Genomic DNA, 19,144 nt, shown 5'->3' on the forward strand with positions numbered 1-19,144 from the left:
TAAGAAATCATCAGAGCTGAGGGCCTGCGGCGACAAGCGCATCTGCGTCCTCGTTGCCTGCATACTTACCAAAGTTCTTGATGAAGCGTGCGGCCAGATCCTTTGCCTTCTCATCCCACTCCACGCGGCTTGCATAGGTGTCGCGCGGGTCGAGAATCTTCGGATCGACGCCCGGCAGCCCCGTCGGGATCTCGAAGTCGAAGTACGGGAGCTTCTTCGTCGGCGCACTGTCAATCGCACCGTTCTGGATTGCGTGGATGATGCCGCGCGTATCCTGAATGGAGATGCGCTTGCCCGTACCGTTCCACCCCGTATTGACGAGGTAAGCACACGAGCCGTGCTCCTGCATCTTGCGGACGAGCTCATGCGCATACTTTGCCGGATGGAGTTCGAGGAACGCCTGTCCAAAGCACGCGGAGAACGTCGGGGTCGGCTCGGTGATGCCGCGCTCCGTGCCCGCGAGTTTCGACGTGAAGCCCGAGAGGAAGTAGTACTTCGTCTGCTCCGGCGTCAGGATCGAGACGGGCGGCAGCACGCCGAATGCGTCGGCAGAGAGGAAGATGACGTGCTTTGCATGAGGACCCGCTGACTTCTTCGCGACCTTGCCCAGCACGATGTGCTCGATGTGATCAATCGGATAGGAGACGCGCGTATTCTCGGTCACGGTCTTATCCGCAAAGTCCACATGTCCAGCGAGATCAACCGTCACATTCTCAAGAAGAGCGTTGCGGCGGATGGCGTTGTAGATGTCCGGCTCTGCCTTGGGATCAAGGTTGATGACCTTTGCATAGCAGCCGCCCTCATAGTTGAAGATTCCCTCATCATCCCAGCCATGCTCATCATCGCCAATCAGCAGGCACTCGGGATCCGTCGAGAGCGTCGTCTTGCCTGTACCGGAGAGGCCGAAGAACAGCGTCGTATTCTCGCCATTCATATCCGTATTTGCCGAGCAGTGCATGGAGGCGATGCCCTTCAGCGGGAGATAGTAGTTCATCATCGAGAACATACCCTTTTTCATCTCGCCGCCATACCACGTATTGACGATGATCTGCTCACGGCTCGTGAGGTTGAACATGACCGCCGTCTCGGAGTTCAGGCCAAGATCGCCGAAGTGCATGACGCGCGCCTTTGCCGCATTGTAGACCACGAAATCGGGCTTGAAGTTCTCGAGCTCCTCTGCCGTCGGACGAATGAACATATTCGTCACGAAATGCGCCTGCCAAGGCACTTCGACGATGAAGCGGACGGCCATGCGGGTATTTTCGTTGGCACCACAGAACGCATCAACAACGAAAAGGCGCTTGTTGCAGAGTTCGCGGATGGCAATTTCACGAACAGAGTTCCACGCTTTCTGTGAGGCGCGATGGTTGTCGTTCTTGTAGGCGTCGGATGTCCACCACACTGTATCGTGCGATGTCTCGTCATCCACGATGTATTTGTCCTTCGGCGAACGTCCCGTATAGATGCCCGTCATGACGTTGACGGCATCCTTCATATTCGTGACCTGTCCGCGCTCATAGCCCTCGAGATCAGGGCGCAGTTCCTCGCGGAACAGCTGATCGTAGTCTGGATTGTGGACAATCTCCGTCGTCCCCGTGATACCATACTGTGTCAGATCAATTGTTGCCATAGTTACCTCTTCCTTCCAAAAGATTGGCGTCATGGATGCGGGATGAGTGATTTTTTCTCTCATCTCACACTCTGTCACAATTCTACATAAATACGAAAAACCCTCTTTTATTGTGAAAAAATTCCGCGATTCAAGGAATCGCTGATAAAACAGTCCCTTGGATTGGTGCAGATTTTTTGTCCTGTCAAGAAGACAAACCGGACGCATAGCCAAAGCTATGTGGAGGATTCTAGGGCACAGACAGGGCGAAAAAGATATACTAAGACGGCGGTGCTGAGTTTATCAGTGCTTCCTCAAACGCTACGTGCAAAGTCCAGCACGGTGTCGCGCATCCCGTCCTTTTCGCAGACCTCCTCATGACGGACAGGTGCCGTACGCAGTGCGGCAAGGCGCGGCGGAATCGGCATACCGCTGTGCTCATGCAGGCACTCCATCTGAGCGAAGTCATCCCGTGTCTCTACATCCGCACCGATCGCATGCAGGACACTCGTGCCGAATTTATATGGGCTTGCGGTGGAGAGCACGATCATCGGGCGCAGATCGCCCGTCTCACGGCGATAGCTCTCTGCCGTACGATAGGCAACCGCTGTGTGCGGGTCAAGTGTATACCGCGTATGCTCGTAGATCTGACGTATCTCCTCTGTCGTCTCTCCATCGTCTGCAAATCCCGCCCAGAAATTCTCGCGAAGTGCAGGAAGAATCATGCTCGCGTCGTACACACCCTCCTCCGCAAGCGACCTCATCCATGCATCGACCTGTGCCGTATCCTCCGTCAGATGATAGAGCAGGCGCTCGAGATTGCTCGATATGAGGATGTCCATCGACGGCGACATCGTCTGATGGAACTCGCGCCTTCGATCATAGATGCCTGTCTGCAGGAAGTCCGTGAGCACATTGTTCTCGTTGGATGCACAGACGAGTTTGCCCACGGGCAGTCCCATGCGCTTTGCATAGTAGCCTGCGAGGATGTTGCCGAAGTTCCCCGTCGGCACGGTGAAGTTCACAGCGTCGCCTGCCTGAATCTTCTGCGCCGCGAGGAGATCGGCGTAGGCACTGAAGTAATAGACGATCTGCGGGACAAGGCGCCCCCAGTTGATGGAGTTCGCTGAGGAGAGTTTTGTATGGGCAGCGGCGAGCTCCGCTGCCATCGCCGCATCGCCGAAGATCTCCTTCACGCCGCGCTGGGCATCGTCAAAGTTGCCGCGTACGGCCATGACGCGGACATTGTCTCCCGCCTGCGTCACCATCTGAAGTCGCTGGATGGGGCTGACGCCGCCGTCGGGGTAGAACACCATGATGCGGATTCCCTCGGCATCAGCAAAACCTTCGAGTGCCGCCTTGCCCGTATCGCCCGAGGTGGCGACAAGGATGAGAATCGTGTCCTTCTCCCCCTGCTTCACGCGCGCCGTGCTCATCAGCTGCGGGAGAAGCTGGAGTGCCATGTCCTTGAAGGCGCTCGTCGGGCCATGCCAGAGTTCGAGCACCTCGAGATCACCGACCGACGTCACAGGGGCACGGCGCACATCGTCAAACGTCTGCCCATAGGCGCGGCGCACGCAGCCCTCGATTTCCTTCTCCGTATAGTCCGTCAAAAAAAGGCGCAGGATGTGTACGGCACGCTCCTCGTATGAGAGGCTCGCCAGTTCCTCGATGGCGGAAAGCGGCATCTGCGGAAATGACGCAGGCACAAACAGCCCGCCGTCCGAGGCAAGCCCCTTGAGAATCGCCGCAGCAGAGGAAACACGCTCCGCGCCTCCGCGCGTGCTGAAGTAATCCATTGTATACATCCTTTCATTTGGGCATTGCCCTGCATCTGTGCTATACTATGATTCGTGTTTTGGGCGATGTTGTCGTGCTTAAGGAAGCACTGATAAATTCGGTACGACCATCTTAGGGAAGTACTGATAAACTCAGCACCGCCGTCTTAGTACATCTTTTTCGCCCTGTCTGTGTCGACAAATCCTCCACATAGCCTCTGCTATGCGTCCGGTTTGTCTCCTTGACAGGACAAAAAATCTGCACCAATTCGACGGACTTTATTTTATCAGTACTTCCCAGCGCATCTTTTTTTCCCGCACTTCGGCGGAAAATCCTCCACAGAGCACCACTCTGCGTCCGGTTTTCCACCTCGTTCGGACGAAAAAATCTACGCCAATCTGGCAGACCTCATTTTATCAGTGATTCCTTAGCGTGCGAGATGTGCCGTCTGTGCCTCGGCCGCACGAATGAGATCGGCGGGCAGGAGCGAGAGCTGCTCGCCACGCCGCCCCGCGCTCACACAAATGCGCTCCTGCTGCATCATGCTGTCATCGCAGTAGACGGGATAGCTTTTCTTCGCGCCGAGCGGAGAACATCCGCCGCGCACGTAGCCCGTGAGGTCAAAGACTTCCTTCAGATGCACCATCTCCGCGCGCTTGTTGCCGCTTGCGGCGGCGGCAGCCTTCAGGTCAAGCTCCCCCGCGCCCGGGATGACCGCCATGAACACGCCCATGCGGTCACCGCGCACCACGAGCGTCTTATAGATGCGCTCGGGCGGGATGCCTGTCACCTCCGCGACGTGATTCGCCGAGAGATCGTTCTCATCGACGGGATAGGTCAGCAGGTCATAGTCGATGCCGAGCCTGTCCAGAATCCGTGCCGCATTCGTCTTTTGCACTTTCTTTTTTGCCATTTCACTCACCGTGTCTGATTATACCATTGTGGGGGAAGAAAAATCAATTTGAAAGGAAGAATCCAATGAAAATTGCACTGATCTCAATGGAGATTATCCCCGGCCGCCCGGATCTCAACGCCGTGGCCATGGCGGAACGCATCCGTGAGGCGAAGGACGCACACGCTGAGCTCGCCCTCTTCCCTGCGCTCAGCCTCTCAGGCCTCTTTCTCGGCAGTGTATGGAAGCAGCCGTCCTTCGTGCGTGACTGCACGGCCTACGCCGAGGAGATCGCCGCTGCAGCGGACGGCATCACCGTCATTTTCGGCAATGTCGCTGCTGGCGGAGAGGGCTGCTGCGGGCTCTCGCGCACCCTCCTGCACGCACGCGACGGCGTCCTGCGCGAGGTTGCACGCCGTCCGCTCCACGGTGCGGGCACGCGTTTCTCCCCGCTCCTCTATGAGCTGCCGGGAGAGCATGTGATCCTCGCCGCCGACGCCAGTCCCTTCCCGCTCTGCTTTGAGGCACGCACCCTCGCCAAGACGGCACAGGAACAGCGTGCTGTGCTCCTCTACGTCAACACGCTCGGCCTTCAGGACAAGGGCAAGACCGTCTACACCTTTGCGGGCAGTGCACAGGCATTCCGCGCGGACGGTGCGCGTGCCCTCATCACGCCCGCCTACAAGGACGGCGTGACCATCGTCGACACGGCAGTACTCCCCGCCCCTGCCGACAGACCCGCAGAGCCTGCCATCGCGCCCATCTACCGCACGCTCCGCTACGCCGTACGGAAATTCCTCGCGCGCATCTACATGAAGCGCGTCGTCATTGGTATCTCAGGCGGCATCGACTCCGCTGTTTCCGCCGCACTCTACGTCGATGCCATCGGCGCGGAGAACGTCCTGCTTGTCAACATGCCGAGCAAGTTCAACTCCGCGACGACGAAAGGGCTTGCCGCCCAGCTCGCAAAGAATCTTGGCTGTCGCCACATGATCGTCCCCATCGAGGAGAGCATCTCATACACGGCAAAACAGCTCAGCGAGATCCCCATCGAGGGGGCAGCTGCGGCTCCCGGTGAACATCTGACGATCTCCTCCTTCGTCCGTGAGAATATGCAGGCACGCAACCGCAGCGGTCGTGTCCTCGGGACGATCGCCGCCGCATGGGGCGCCGGCTTTACCTGCAACGGGAACAAGGCGGAGACCACCGTCGGCTATGCGACCCTCTACGGTGACCTCGCGGGCTTCCTCTGTGCGCTCGCCGATCTCTGGAAATATCAGGTCTATGACCTCGCACGCTACCTGAACGAACACGTCTACGGACGCGAGACCATCCCACAGGGCATCATCGACATCGTGCCGAGTGCGGAGCTCTCCGACGCGCAAAACGTGGACGAGGGCAAGGGCGACCCCATCCACTATCCGTATCACGACTACCTCTTCCGTGCCTTCGTCGAGGCGGATCGGAATCCCGAGGACATCCTCACACACTATGCGGACGACGACCTCGAGGCCTATATTGGCTGCGAAAAAGGACTCGTCAAGACCTACTTCCCCACGGCAGAGGACTTTATCACCGACCTCGAACGCTGGTGGAGGCTCTATACGGGCATGGCAGTCGCAAAGCGGATCCAGGCGCCCCCCCTTCTCTCTGTCAGCGGGCGTGCCTACGGCAGTGACCATCCCGAGTCCCAGATTGGCGCGTACGAGACGATTCGCTACCGCGCACTCAAAGAGAAACTGCTCCAGAAATAAAACAAAACGGATCTTATCGCCCCTGTGAATTTTCACGGGGCGTTTTTTTCATAAAACAATTTTGAATTGAGAAATTTTCTCATTTACAAGATTCAATTTTTGTGCTATTCTCAATACAAATGAAAGGATGGTGCAAATATGCACGCAAAAAAATTATTTCCACGACTCCTGCTCACCCTCGCACTCGCCATGACGGCACTGGTTGTCGTCGGCTGCGGCGGAGGAGGCACAGGCGGCGACAAGGCAGCCGACACGAAGAAAACCGTGACGGTCACAACCTCATTTTTGCAGGATATGACAAAGCAGCTCGCGGGCGATTATGTGAACATCGAGCTGATTATCCCCGCAGGTGAGGATCCGCATCTCTACGTTGCACAGCCCGCCGACCTTGAGAAGATCAAGAAGGCAGATCTCCTCCTCTACCACGGCCTGCACTTCGAGGGCAAGATGGCAGAGGTGCTTGAGAAGAAGGGCATCGCCGTGACAAAGAACTTCGCGGATGCAAACATCAACTACATGGAGGAGGACGGCAAGAAGATTGTCGATCCGCATTTCTGGTTTGATGTCGCACTCTACAAGCAGGCAACGGAGGAGGCGGCAGCGCAGCTCATCAAGCTGCTCCCCACGCATGAAAAGGAGATTCAGGAGAATCTGAAGAAGTATCTTGCAGACCTCGACGCGCTCGATGCCGAGATCACACAGAAGATCGCACAGATTCCCGAGGGGCAGCGCAATCTCGTCACGCCGCACGATGCGTTCAACTACTTCTCCCACCGCTACCACGTGAATGTCATCGCGCCGCAGGGGGTCAGCACGGACTCCGAGGTTGCGAATGCCGACATCGAGAAGACGGCAAACTACATTGTCGAGCACAAGGTCAAGGCGGTATTCGCCGAGAGTACGACGAACCCAGAGCGCATGAAGAAACTGCAGGAGGTCTGCAGGACGAAGGGCTTCGATGTCGAGATTGTTGGCGGTGAGGGCAATGAGCTCTTCTCGGATTCTCTTGCACCCGAGGGCCAGAAGGGCGATACCTATATCACGATGTACCGCAGCAACATCGATCTGATTGTTTCGCACCTGAAATAAACATCGCTGGAAGGGACGCAGAATGGAAGGAACGAACAGCGTCATACATATCGAAGATCTCACAATGGCATACCGCGATACCCCCGTGCTCTGGGACATCGACCTCGACGTGCCGGAGTGCGTGCGCTGTGCGATCGCAGGGCCGAACGGCGCGGGCAAATCCACCCTGCTGAAGGGGATCCTCGGGCTCCTTAAGCCCGTCTCGGGTGCGGTGCTGCTCTGGGGAAAGCCGCTCTCTGCCGTGCACAAACAGATCGCCTATGTGCCGCAGCGCGGCTCGGTGCACTGGGACTTCCCAACGACGGTCTTCGATGTTGTGCTCATGGGACGCTATGCCCATCTGGGGCTCGTTCACCGCCCCGGCAAGGAGGATCGCGCGCTTGCGATGGAGGCACTCGACAAGATGAAGATGGCAGACTTCGCCGACCGTCAGATCTCGGAGCTCTCGGGGGGACAGAAGCAGCGGGTCTTTATCGCGCGCGCACTCGCGCAGGACGCACAGCTCTACATCATGGATGAGCCGCTTGCGGGCGTTGATGAGACGACCGAACGCATCATCATGGACAAGTTTATGGATTTACAGAAAGAAAAGCGCACGGTCATCGCCGTCCACCACGATCTCAGCACGCTCGATGCCTATTTCGACTATCTCGTCGTGCTGAACCGCACGGTAAAGGCATCGGGCTATCTCGCAGGCATCGATAAGGAGGCGGCACTCGCGCGCGCCTACCGCGTGAAGGAGTGAGCGATGGACATTCTGACGAACTACACCTTTCAGATCGTCGCGCTCGGCAGCGTTCTCCTCGCCGTCGCCGCCGCCCCTGTCGGCGCATTCAGCGTCTACAAGGGGCAGAGCCTCATCGGCGATGCGATTGGGCACTCGACCTTCCCCGGCATCATCCTTGCCTACATGGCATTCGCGACACGCAGCCCCGTCATCCTCCTCGCGGGAGCAATTCTGGCAGGTGCGGCAAGCTACGCGCTCATCCAGCTCGCGCACAGGGACAAGCGTCTGGGGCTCGATGCAAATCTCGCAATCTTCCTCTCGGGCTTCTTCGGTCTTGGTATGGCACTCAAGAGTTTTATCCAAGGGAATCCCGACTACGCGGGCGCGTCACAGGCGGGACTCGGAACGTACATCTTCGGACAGGCGGCGTACATGCTTGAGGCGGATGTCCTGCTGATCGCCGCCATCTCCGCCCTCGTGCTCACGCTCCTGCTGCTCTTTTACAAGGAGCTGAAACTCTTCGTCTTTGATGCAGAGTATGCCGAGGTCGTCGGACTGCCCTGCCGCCTGCTGAACCTTCTCCTGCTCGTCATGACGATTGCCGTCATCAGCATCGGGATCAAGGCGGTCGGCGCAATCCTCATCAGCTCCTTCCTCATTATCCCCTGCGTTGCGGCAAATCAGTGGTCGAACAACTTTGCACGCGTGCTCCTGCTGAGCAGTCTCATCGGTGCGGTCTCCGCGCTCGTCGGAACGTACATCAGCACGCTCGAACAGGGAATGTCAACAGGACCGTCCATCATCCTTGTCGCCTCGCTGATTGCCTTTTTTTCGATTGTTTTCGGAACAAAGGGCATCCTCGGCAGTGTGTTGAAACGGAGGCGCACACATGGATGATGCACTGCTCGTACTCCTGCTGACGGCGGCAGCGTGCGCACCGCTCGGCGTATTCCTCATCCTGCGCCGTCTCTCCATGATGGCGGACGCAATCAGCCACACCGTTCTGCTCGGCATCGTGCTTGCCTTCTTCCTCACGCATGACCTCGGCTCGCCGTGGCTGCTCTTCGGTGCGGCGCTCATGGGTGTTGTCACGGTGTCCCTCGTCGAGCTGCTCGGCAAAACGCGCCTTGTCAAATACGACGATGCGATCGGTGTCATCTTTCCCCTGCTTTTTGCGCTCGCCGTCATTCTCATCAGCAAATATGCGGGGAATGCCCACCTCGATACCGACATGGTGCTCATGGGCGAAGTCATCTATGCAGGGCTGAACACGGTCGGGATCGGCGGCGTGGAGATTCCCGCTGCCGCGCTCAAGATGGGCGGGCTCGCCCTCCTGATTGCAGTGTTTATCACCGTGTTCTACAAGGAGCTCAAGGTCTCCGCGTTTGACGGCGAATACGCACGGCTCATCGGTGTACCGACGGGCATCCTCTTCTACGCCTTTATGTCGCTCACCTCGCTCACGACCGTCGCGGCATTCGACGCGGTCGGTGCGATTCTCGTCATCTCGTTTTTCATCGCCCCCGGTGCGGCGGCTCTGCTCTTTACAAAGCATCTGTCGCACACGCTCCTCCTCGCCCTCCTCGTCAGCATGGCAAACTCCGCGCTCGGCTACGCACTTGCCGTGCATATGAACGCCTCGATTGCAGGACTCTGCGCGGTCATAAATATGCTTGTCTACCTGCTTGCCCTGCTCATGGGGCCGAAAGGGGCAGTCACGACTTACATCCGCCGCAAAAGAAGTATGCAGCAGATGCAGCGCGACCTCTTCCTGCTCCACATCGGCAGGCACACGGCAGAACGCGTTGAGAGTGCAGAAAACCACGCGAACGAGATCGGCGACCATCTGAAATGGAGTGCGTCGAAGGTGCGCCGCGTCAGCCGTGAGCTGATCGATCAGCACCTCCTCCATCGCGCGGGCCGCTACTATCTGCTGACCGATACGGGGGCGGCGGCGTACAAGGCGCTCTGCGAGCGATATTTCATCTAAGGAATCACTGATAAATTCAGCACCATCATCTTGACGCATCTTTTTTGCCCGTACTTCGGCGGAAAATCCTCCACAGAGCACCACTCTGCGTCCGGTTTTCCACCTTGTTCGGACGAAAAAATCTACGCCAATCTGACGGGCTTCATTTTATCAGTGATTCCCTAAGACAATGCCGCCGATATGACGAACCGCCGAAGACCGACCATCCATACGCAAAAAGCGCAGGAAATCACTTTCCTGCGCTTTCTAGTCCAACGAATAAAAGGAGACATGGATATCCACTCAGCACTGGCATCTTAGTACATCTCTTTGCCCGCACTTCGGCGGAAATCTAGTGCAGAGCATCACTCCGCATTCGGTTTTCCTCCCTGTCGGACAAAACATTTACACCAATCTGAAGGACTGTTTTATCTGTACTCCCTAAAACGAGAGAGGAATGTTTTTCGTCTTTTACCGTATAAAATATCCTGCGCCCGACTCGAAGATCATCTGATTCATCTCGCCGGGGACATTCATGCTGATATTTTTCCCGATGCGCTCGGCGTGTGCCATGCGCCCGTAAATGCGTCCGTCGGGGCTCGTGATGCCCTCGATGGCGTTGACCGATCCATTCGGATTATACGGCTGATCGAGCGTCGGCTCACCCTTCTCGTTCACGTACTGCGTAGCGATCTGTCCGCGTACGCGCAGTGCCGCCACCGTGCGGCCATCCGCATAGAACCGCCCCTCGCCGTGCGATACCGCCAGTGTATGGGTATCGCCGACATCCACGCCCGAGAGCCACGGCGAGAGATTCGACGCGACGCGCACGCGCACGGTCTGTGAGACATGCCGCCCAATATTGTTGTACGTCAGAGTCGGCGTATTCTCGTCGAGATCCGTGATCTCGCCGTAGGGCAAAAGGCCGAGCTTCAGGAGTGCCTGAAAGCCGTTGCATATCCCGAGGATCAAACCATCGTGATCGTGCAGGAGTCGATGCACCGCCTCGGCAATCTGCGGAGCGCGGAACATCGCCGCGATGAACTTGCCCGTCCCGTCAGGCTCATCGCCGCCGCTGAAGCCGCCCGGCAGCATGAGGATCTGCGCGCGCTTGATCGTCTCCGCCATCACCGTCACGGTCTCCTCGACCGCCTGTGGCGTAAGGTTGCGCACGACCAGAATCTCGGGCTTTGCACCGACGCGCTCCCATGCGCGCGCCGAATCGTACTCGCAGTTCGTCCCCGGAAACACGGGGATGCAGACACGCGGTTTTGCAATCTTGAACGAGCTGCTCTTGTGCTTCCCCTTCGTATAGGGAGCAAAGGTCGGGCGATCGATCTGGCGATGCGTGTGCGACACCGTCGTCGGGAAGATCTTTTCGAGAGGCTCGGTGTACGCTGCCTTGACATCGGCGAGCACAACGGTATCGAGATCCGTGATGATGCTCGGCACGTCGCGTGTGACACCGATCTCGACTGCCCCCATGCCCGCAAGGTTCGCATTGAGGTCGAACGAAGATGCCACCTCGAGCAGGATCGTTCCATAGAGCGGCTTAAAGAGATCATCCTGCGGAATATAGGTCGTAAACTTAAAGCCGAGGTTGTTGCCGAGACACATCTTCGAGAGTGCCGCCGCAACGCCGCCGCGGCCGACGCTCTGCGCGGAGAACACCTTCTGCCCGTGGATCAGCTCATGCACCTTCGCAAAGTTCTTGCGCAGACGCTCAAAGATAGGAAGATCCTGCATATCACGCGGAACAGGAATCATGATAACACGGTTGCCGGGGTATTTGAACTCCGGCGAGAGCACCTCATCTGCAGGCACTGTCGCCACCGCAAAGGCGACGAGCGTCGGCGGAACATTCAGCTGCTCGAACGTGCCGGACATCGAGTCCTTGCCGCCGATGGCAGGAATCCCGAGCTCATGCTGGGCACGCAGCGCGCCGAGGAGCGCCGCAAAGGGCTTGCCCCACTTATTTGGGTCCGTGCCGAGCCGCTCAAAGTACTCCTGCAGCGTCAGCCGCACCCGATCCGCTCTGCCGCCGACGGCGACAATCTTCGCCACGGCCTCGATGACGGCATACGCCGCGCCATGGAATGGGCTCCACGTTGAGAGATCAGGATCAAAGCCAAACGCCATCGCCGACGCCGTATTCGTTTCACCGTAACGCACGGGGATTTTTGCAACCATCGCCTCCGACGGCGTGAGCTGGTACTTTCCACCGAACGGCATGAGCACGGAGGCTGCGCCCACCGTCCCGTCGAACCGCTCACCGAGCCCCTTCTGACTGCACACATTGAGGTCACGCAGATTCGCAAGCCACATGGCCTCAAGCGAGCGTCCTACCTTGCATACGAGGGACGGAACCTGCTGCAGATACGGCGCTTGCTCGTTCGGGGACGCCACAGCGACGCGCACATGCTGGCGCACGCCGTTCGTCGCGAGGAAGCTGCGCGCGATGCGCACGATGTCCTTGCCGCGCCACTGCATCACGAGACGCGGTTCCTTCGTCACTACGGCGACGCGCGTCGCCTCGAGGTTCTCCGCATCTGCGTGCCGTAGGAAGGCGGGCACATCCTGCGGAGCGAGCACGACCGCCATGCGCTCCTGCGACTCGGAGATCGCGAGCTCCGTACCGTCCAGCCCCTCATATTTCTTCGGAACGGCATCGAGATCAATCGTCAGCCCATCCGCGAGCTCACCGATGGCCACGGCGACACCGCCTGCACCGAAGTCGTTGCACCGCTTGATCAGGCAGCTGACCTCAGGATTGCGGAACAGCCGCTGCAGCTTTCGCTCCGTCGGCGGGTTGCCCTTCTGCACCTCGGCGCCCGAGGTCGTCAGCGACTGCTCCGTATGCTGCTTCGATGAGCCGGTCGCACCGCCGATGCCGTCACGTCCCGTGCGTCCGCCGAGGAGGATGATGACATCGCCGGGCACGGGACGTTCACGCACGACCTGCGCGGCAGGCGCAGCCCCGATGACCGCGCCGATCTCCATACGCTTAGCGAGATAGCCCTTGTGGTAGATTTCGCGCACCTGTCCCGTTGCAAGGCCGATCTGGTTGCCATACGAGCTGTACCCCTCGGCAGCACCAATCGTGATCTTCTTCTGCGGGAGCTTTCCGGGCAGCGTCTCCTCTATCGGCGTGCGCGGGTCGGCTGCTCCGGTCACGCGCATGGCCTGATAGACATAGGAACGCCCCGAGAGTGGATCGCGGATCGCACCGCCAAGACAGGTCGCCGCACCGCCGAACGGCTCGATCTCCGTCGGGTGATTGTGCGTCTCGTTCTTGAACATGAGGAGCCAGTCCTCATTCTTCCCGTTGACATCCACGGTAATATGGATGCTGCACGCGTTGATCTCCTCCGACACATCGAGATCGTCCAGCTTGCCCTCCGCGCGCAGTGCCTTCATCCCGATCACGGCAAGATCCATCAGCGTCATATCGCGCTTTTTATCCGTGTAGAGCGCCTTGCGGTCGTCGGTGTACTTCTGATACGTCTCCATGATCGGCAGGGAGAAAAAGCCATTCTCGATGGTTACTGCATCGATCGCCGTGGTAAACGTCGTATGACGGCAGTGATCCGACCAGTACGTATCGATGACGCGCAGCTCCGTGATCGTCGGTGCGCGGCGTTCCGTCGTGCGGAAGTACTCCTGCACAAAAGCGAGATCCTCCTCGCTCATGGCAAAGCCGTGGGCAGCGTGAAAACGTGCCAGCTCCTCGCGCGAAAGTGCGTTGAACTGCGTCAGCACCTCCACATCCCCCGGCATCGCAGGCTGCACCTCGAGCGTCGCCGGCGTGGCGAGCGACGCCTCACGGCTCTCCACGCGGTTGATGAGATATGCCTTGATCTTTTCAACGATGAGATCGCTGATCCTGCCGATGAGCACAATAACGCGTGCCGTGCGCACCGTGGGACGCTCCCCCTGCGTCACGAGCTGCACGCACTCCGCAGCCGCCGCAGCCGTCGGGTCGAACTGCCCCGGCAGCGGCTCGATGGCAAAGATCTTCGCATCGGCGAAAAAGGGCAGTGCATCCTCATAGACGGTGTCAACCGGTGGATCGGCAAAGACGATGTCGCGAACCTGCTCGAACTCCTCGTCGCTCAGTCCCTCCACATCGTAGCGCGTAATCATGCGTACCGCGCGCAGGTCGGTCAGACGGAACGTCTCCACAAGATCACTGCAAAGGCGTTGTGCCGGAACGTCAAAAAAGCCCTGACGCTTTTCGACGAAGATTCGCTTGACGGCCATAAGAATCTCCCTTCTTCCATGTGGTCTACACTTCTATTCTAACGAAATTCTGCACATTTTGCAATGACGGATTCATGCGGCAACAAGAAATGGGCACCGCACGAAGTTTTTTGCTTCATGCAGTGCCCCACTATCGTCAATCTGTCTTATTCCACAGCATTCAGCACATAGAGACGTGAGTCAAAGTCCGTCGTCAGGCCGTCCTCGGGATGCGGCTCGCCCGTCGTCCCGTCCGTCGTAATCAGCCCGTAGTGCATCAGCTCGTCACCGTAGCAGCGCGCGCCGCTGCGGCTGTCCTCATAGAGGGTGTCCGGCAGCAGTCCCGCAAGGCGCACGCGCGCAAAGCGGTCATTCACGCGGTTCAGCGTGCGGTACCAGCCGACAATCGCCGTCTTTTGATCGCCGCTCACGCACATCCACGCCATAACATTGTGCTCGAAGGGGCTCTGCAGGCGGTAGAACGTGCCAAACTGGAAGATCTCACGATACTTCTTCATAAAGGCGATCTCGTCCTTGACCTCGGCGAGCTCCTCCGCGCTGAGCTTACCTAGGTCAAGCTCGTAGCCGAATGTACCAAAGTACGCCGTGTTCGCACGCGTGTGGAGCGGCGTCACGCGGTTTACCTGATGATTCGGCACGACCGAGACGTGACTGCCCATGCTGCTCAGCGGATAGCACATCGACGTGCCGTACTGGATCTTCTGCCGCTCGACGGCATCCGAGTTGTCGCTCGTCCATGCCTGCGGCGCGTAGTAGAGCATCCCGGGGTCGAAGCGGTTGCCGCCCGACGCACAGGACTCGAAGAGCACGTGCGGAAATGCCGTCGTCAGCCGCTCATAGAGATCGTACAGTCCGAGAATATAGCGGTGAAACACCTCGCCCTGCCGTGCGGCAGGCAGCGCATGTGACCAGCACTCCGTAATGCTGCGGTTCATATCCCACTTTACGTAGGAGACCTTGCCGCTCGAGAGGATCGCCGCCATCTGCTCATAGATATGATCGATGACATCCTGACGGGAGAAATCAAGCACGCACTGCGAGCGTCCGAGTGATTTTCTCCGCCCCGGGACGGAGAGCACCCAGTCAGGATGTGCGCGGTAGAGATCAGAGTCCTCATTGACCATCTCAAGCTCGACCCAAATGCCAAACTTCATGCCGCGCGCCTCGATCTTCTCCGCGAGCCCGTCAATCCCGTTCGGCAGGCGGTCGCGGTTGACTGTCCAGTCACCGAGCCCCGCATGATCCGACGTGCGCGCACCGAACCAGCCGTCATCGAGCACGAAGAGCTCCACGCCGCACTGTGCCGCCACATCCGCAATCGCGAGCAGCTTCTCCTCCGTAAAGTCGAAGTAGGTCGCCTCCCAGTTGTTGATGAGGATGGGGCGTACCTTGTCGCGCCATGTGCCGCGTGCCAGCCGCCGCTGGTAGAGGCGGTGATACGTGCGGCTCATGCCGTTCAGCCCCTCGTTCGACCAGACGAGCACTGCCTCCGGCGTCTGGAATGTCTCGCCCGTAGCTAGGATCCAGTCAAAATCCGTGCTGTGAATGCCCGCCTGCAGGCGCGTCACACCGTGGTTGTCCACCTCAGCAAGCATCTCGAAGTTACCGCTGTAGACAAGGCTCACGGCGAGCACCTCGCCCTGCATCTCCGTCGTCTCGGGGCGCACGAGGGCGACGAAGGGATTGTACTGCCCCGAGGAGTGTCCGCGGCGGCTGCCAATCGCCGTAATGCCTGTGGCGAGCGCGCGCCGCTCCACGTGGCGCTCACGTGCCCACGCTCCTGTCAGCTCCAGCCACTCATAGTCCGTATCGGGCAGGTCAATCGAGAGACTCATCACCTTCTGCAGGTGCAGCATCTCCATCCCCGCATTGTGGCAGCGCATACTGCGCGCAATCGCGTTCCCCTCGGCAAAGATCGTGTAGAGGAGCTCTACGCACAGCCCCGTCGGCACATCCTCCAGTGTGATGATGAGCGTCTTTGCCTCACTTGGCGACTCCACATAGGTGGCGGGCAGCCCCGCGAGCTTCGGCTTGCCGTCCTCCACGCGCCAGTCCTTGAACTGCAAATCGAGAATGCGACTGCCGTTCTCCTGCAGCACATTCAGCGCAGGACGGCGAAAATCCGACGAGCCATAGGTCGGCAGCTCCTGTCGGATCGCATCGAGCGAGTAGTCGCGGCTGTCCGCAAAGACACACGCCGTCATCCCGCGATGCGCACGCTCAAAGAGATGCTCGAAGCCCTCGCGGTCGCGGAGTGCCGCACCGAAGTAGAGACTCCCTAACCCGCCGTGCGGAAGTACCATGAAGATATAGCTGATCGAATCATTGAAGAGATGAAAGACTTTGCCCTGCTCATGATAGATGATGTTCATGTATATCCCCTTTCGATTGTGTGATGAAATCGCTATGCAAGACGAGCGAATCTCTGCACACCCGTATCTTTCTCCACGTGAAACCCCGTCGTCTCACGCTCCACCACGGTGTTTGCGCGTACGATATTCTCCGCCGTCCCTTCCTCGATCCGCTTCCGCATGAGGCGTGCCGCCTCCCGCCCAAGATCGCCCATGTGCTGGTCGATGGTCGTGAGCTGCGGTGCCGTGTACTTGCTGAGCGCCGTGTTGTCATAGCCGATCACCGAGATGTCCTGCGGAACACGCCGTCCCATGCGCTGACAGGCGTTGACCGCCCCCATCGCCATGAGGTCGTTGCAGCAGAAAATCGCTGTTGGCGCAAAATCGAGCATCCGATCCATGAGGATGAACATGGTGTTCTCGACCGTCTCAATGCGATTGCCGTCGCCGATGCTGACGATATCCTCCGCATGGAACATCCCGCGCTCCTGCATGACGGCACGGTAGACTTCCTCTTTCACACGATAGGAATCGCTGTTCTCGCCTCGGACAAAGAGAATGCGCTCGTGCCCGTAGCGAAATAGATGTTCGAGTGCCGCACGGGCTCCGCCGCGCTGATCGCTCGTCACATGCGATATGCCCGGAATTTCCCGCGCGCTGTTGATAAAGACCATGGGAAGCCGCGCCGCCGTCGTCTCGTAGAACTCCGTCGCCGCCATCTCCGTGTTCGGGCTGACGACGATCACCCCCGAGACATTGCGCGTGATGAAGTCCCGCACGCACGCCTCCTCGCGCTGAGGATCGTTCTGTGCACAGGCGAGCAGCAGCGAGTAGGAACTCTGCCGCAGATGCTCCTCCACCCCGTCCAGCACCTCGGCAAAGAACATATTATCGAAGCCCGGTACGACGACGCCGATGCTTGAGGAACGCTGCGTGTTCAGCTCACGCGCCTGAAGGTTCGGCACGTATTCCAGCTTTGCAATCGCGCGTTCCACCTTCTCGCGCGTCTTCTCGCGCACGGGATAGCTGCCGTTCACCACGCGGGAGACCGTTGCCACCGAGACGCCCGCCTCCCGTGCCACATCGATAATCGTCGCCTTCATTCCATTCCTCCCGGTGTATCTCCGATCATCATGCTGTTCTGAATTCTGCTCCTATCGCGATGCGAAGATGCACACATGCAGCATGACAGGGCTACACCTGCTCCACGCTCTCAATCCAGCGATCAAACGCCGCCATTCCCTCGGGCGTCCGCTTAAAGACGCCCGCGTGAACGAGCACCTCGAGGAACACCGCACCGATCTCATCGCGCAGAATCCCATCCACATTCTCCGCCGTCACCGACGGATGTGCCGCGCGCACCTTGCGGTACCAGTCCGCATGCTTTGCGATATCCGCCCTGTCCGCAATATCCGCCGTCCCTGCGAGCAGCGCCGTACGCACGGCATCCATCTCATCGCGCAGGCGCGCGGGCAGAATGGCGAGCCCGAGCACCTCAATGAGGCCGATGTTCTCCTTCTTGATGTGATGCACCTCGGCGTGCGGGTGAAAGAGCCCGAGCGGATGCTCTGCCGTCGTCCGATTGTTGCGGAACACGAGATCGAACTCAAAGTCCTCGCCGCGCCGCCGCGCAATCGGGGTAATCGTATTGTGCGGCGTGCCGTCCGTCTCCGCGAGAATCTCCACCGACGCATCACTGTAGACGCGCCATGCCGCAAGAATCTTCTCCGCGAGGTCGATGAGCGCATCCGCATCCGGTGAGGTGAGCCGCAGGGTCGACATCGGCCACTTGACGCGTCCTGCACGCACCGTTGGATAGTTCTTGAACGCGTACTCCTTCTCCGTTGCCGCACGCTCCATCGCGAACGTATAGCGTCCGCCCTGATAGTGATCGTGCGAGAGAATCGATCCTCCCACAATCGGCAGATCGGCATTTGAGCCGGCAAAGTAATGCGGGAACAGCCGTAGGAAGCACGCCAGATTCTCAAACGTATGGCGTGAAATCTGCATTGGCACGTGATCGCCGTTCAGGATGATGCAGTGCTCGTTGTAGTAGGTATAGGGCGAGTACTGGAGGAACCACGACGCTCCGCACAGATCGAGTGGAATGAGGCGGTGCGTCTCGCGCGCGGGATGGTTCGCCCGTCCCGCATAGCCCTCGTTCTCACGGCAGAGCAGACATTTCGGATAGGAGGACGCCTTCGCGAGTTTCGCCTTTGCGATGTCGCGCGGATCCTTCTCGGGCTTCGAGAGATTGATCGTCACATCGAGATCACCGTACTCCGTCGCCGTCTTCCACGCGATGTTCCGATCAATGCGCGTCTTGCGGATGTAGTTCGATGCAATGCTCAGACGGTAGTACCAGTCCGTTGCCTCCTGCGGCGATGCCGCATAATGCGCGCGGAACTCCCGCACGACCTCCGAGGGACGCGGCATCACACAGTCCATGATGCGCGTATCGAACAGGTCGCGCTCGTTCACCGTGTTTTCGATCAAGCCACGCGCCGCCGCATCGTCAAGCATCTCCTCGAGCACGGGCGTCGCCGTCTCGAGCGTCTCATCGACGGCGTGCGGCACATACTCCTCCACGCCGAGCACGTCGATCAGGCGGTTCGCGGCATACACCTCGTCGGCAGGGGCGATCAGCCCCTTTTGCTGCGCAAAATGCAGGAGGCGGCTGATGCTGCGCTGTATGTTACTCATGGCAGTCCTCC

The 19,144-nt window shown here is 59.0% G+C and carries 13 protein-coding genes and 1 pseudogene; 6 read left to right on the plus strand and 8 right to left on the minus strand.

Going from position 1 to position 19,144, the window contains the following annotated elements; genetic code table 11:
* Positions 1–10: 10 nt before the first annotated feature.
* Positions 11–1,630: a phosphoenolpyruvate carboxykinase (ATP) gene (pckA, locus tag AXE86_RS02810; protein WP_061944452.1), complete on the minus strand. Its 1,620-nt coding sequence runs from the start codon at positions 1,628–1,630 to the stop codon at positions 11–13.
* 162 nt (positions 1,631–1,792) lie between these two features.
* Between pckA and AXE86_RS13040 the strand changes: the two are divergent.
* A pseudogene (locus AXE86_RS13040) lies at positions 1,793–1,924 on the plus strand (secretion protein HlyD); the annotation flags it as partial.
* Here AXE86_RS13040 and thrC read toward each other — a convergent pair.
* The 3 genes from thrC to ybaK all read right to left on the minus strand — a co-directional run bounded on the left by thrC (position 1,924) and on the right by ybaK (position 4,301).
* A complete protein-coding gene (thrC, locus tag AXE86_RS02815) occupies positions 1,924–3,417 on the minus strand; it encodes a threonine synthase (RefSeq protein ID WP_198145282.1) in 1,494 nt (497 codons plus the stop codon). The pseudogene AXE86_RS13040 and the gene thrC sit on opposite strands and share 1 nt — an antisense overlap.
* A gap of 103 nt (positions 3,418–3,520) precedes the next feature.
* On the minus strand, positions 3,521–3,670 hold the full coding sequence (locus tag AXE86_RS13045) for a secretion protein HlyD (RefSeq protein WP_071884711.1): 150 nt from the start codon (positions 3,668–3,670) through the stop codon (positions 3,521–3,523).
* A gap of 145 nt (positions 3,671–3,815) precedes the next feature.
* Positions 3,816–4,301: a Cys-tRNA(Pro) deacylase gene (ybaK, locus tag AXE86_RS02820; protein ID WP_039981064.1), complete on the minus strand. Its 486-nt coding sequence runs from the start codon at positions 4,299–4,301 to the stop codon at positions 3,816–3,818.
* A gap of 65 nt (positions 4,302–4,366) precedes the next feature.
* Between ybaK and nadE the strand changes: the two genes are divergently transcribed.
* From nadE to AXE86_RS02845, 5 genes are all read left to right on the plus strand, one after another.
* Entirely contained in the window at positions 4,367–6,034 is a 1,668-nt protein-coding gene (gene nadE / locus AXE86_RS02825) for an NAD(+) synthase (RefSeq protein ID WP_061944458.1), read from the plus strand.
* Positions 6,035–6,172: 138 nt separating this feature from the next.
* Positions 6,173–7,123, plus strand: coding sequence for a metal ABC transporter solute-binding protein, Zn/Mn family (locus AXE86_RS02830; protein ID WP_061944461.1), 951 nt, complete (start codon positions 6,173–6,175; stop codon positions 7,121–7,123).
* Positions 7,124–7,145: 22 nt separating this feature from the next.
* The gene (locus AXE86_RS02835) at positions 7,146–7,868 is read left to right on the plus strand and encodes a metal ABC transporter ATP-binding protein (protein WP_061944463.1); all 723 of its coding nucleotides are present in this window, start codon (positions 7,146–7,148) and stop codon (positions 7,866–7,868) included.
* Positions 7,869–7,871: 3 nt separating this feature from the next.
* Positions 7,872–8,747, plus strand: a complete 876-nt coding sequence (locus AXE86_RS02840; protein ID WP_061944465.1) for a metal ABC transporter permease — start codon at positions 7,872–7,874, stop codon at positions 8,745–8,747.
* Positions 8,740–9,840, plus strand: coding sequence for a metal ABC transporter permease (locus tag AXE86_RS02845; RefSeq protein WP_061944469.1), 1,101 nt, complete (start codon positions 8,740–8,742; stop codon positions 9,838–9,840). The genes AXE86_RS02840 and AXE86_RS02845 overlap by 8 nt, the downstream gene beginning before the upstream one ends.
* 450 nt (positions 9,841–10,290) lie before the next feature.
* Here the strand turns inward: AXE86_RS02845 and AXE86_RS02850 are convergent, their stop codons facing one another.
* From AXE86_RS02850 to galT, 4 genes are all read right to left on the minus strand, one after another.
* Positions 10,291–14,079, minus strand: coding sequence for a phosphoribosylformylglycinamidine synthase (locus AXE86_RS02850; protein ID WP_061944471.1), 3,789 nt, complete (start codon positions 14,077–14,079; stop codon positions 10,291–10,293).
* A 146-nt stretch (positions 14,080–14,225) separates the two neighbouring features.
* Complete coding sequence (locus AXE86_RS02855; protein ID WP_061944474.1) at positions 14,226–16,451, minus strand: alpha-galactosidase; 2,226 nt, start codon at positions 16,449–16,451, stop codon at positions 14,226–14,228.
* Between the two features lie 32 nt (positions 16,452–16,483).
* The gene (locus AXE86_RS02860) at positions 16,484–17,533 is read right to left on the minus strand and encodes a LacI family DNA-binding transcriptional regulator (RefSeq protein WP_061944477.1); all 1,050 of its coding nucleotides are present in this window, start codon (positions 17,531–17,533) and stop codon (positions 16,484–16,486) included.
* Positions 17,534–17,624: 91 nt separating this feature from the next.
* Positions 17,625–19,133, minus strand: coding sequence for a UDP-glucose--hexose-1-phosphate uridylyltransferase (gene galT / locus AXE86_RS02865; protein ID WP_061944480.1), 1,509 nt, complete (start codon positions 19,131–19,133; stop codon positions 17,625–17,627).
* Positions 19,134–19,144: the final 11 nt, after the last annotated feature.

This window comes from Selenomonas sp. oral taxon 136 (assembly GCF_001554015.1).
GTDB classification, from domain to species: domain Bacteria; phylum Bacillota; class Negativicutes; order Selenomonadales; family Selenomonadaceae; genus Centipeda; species Centipeda felix.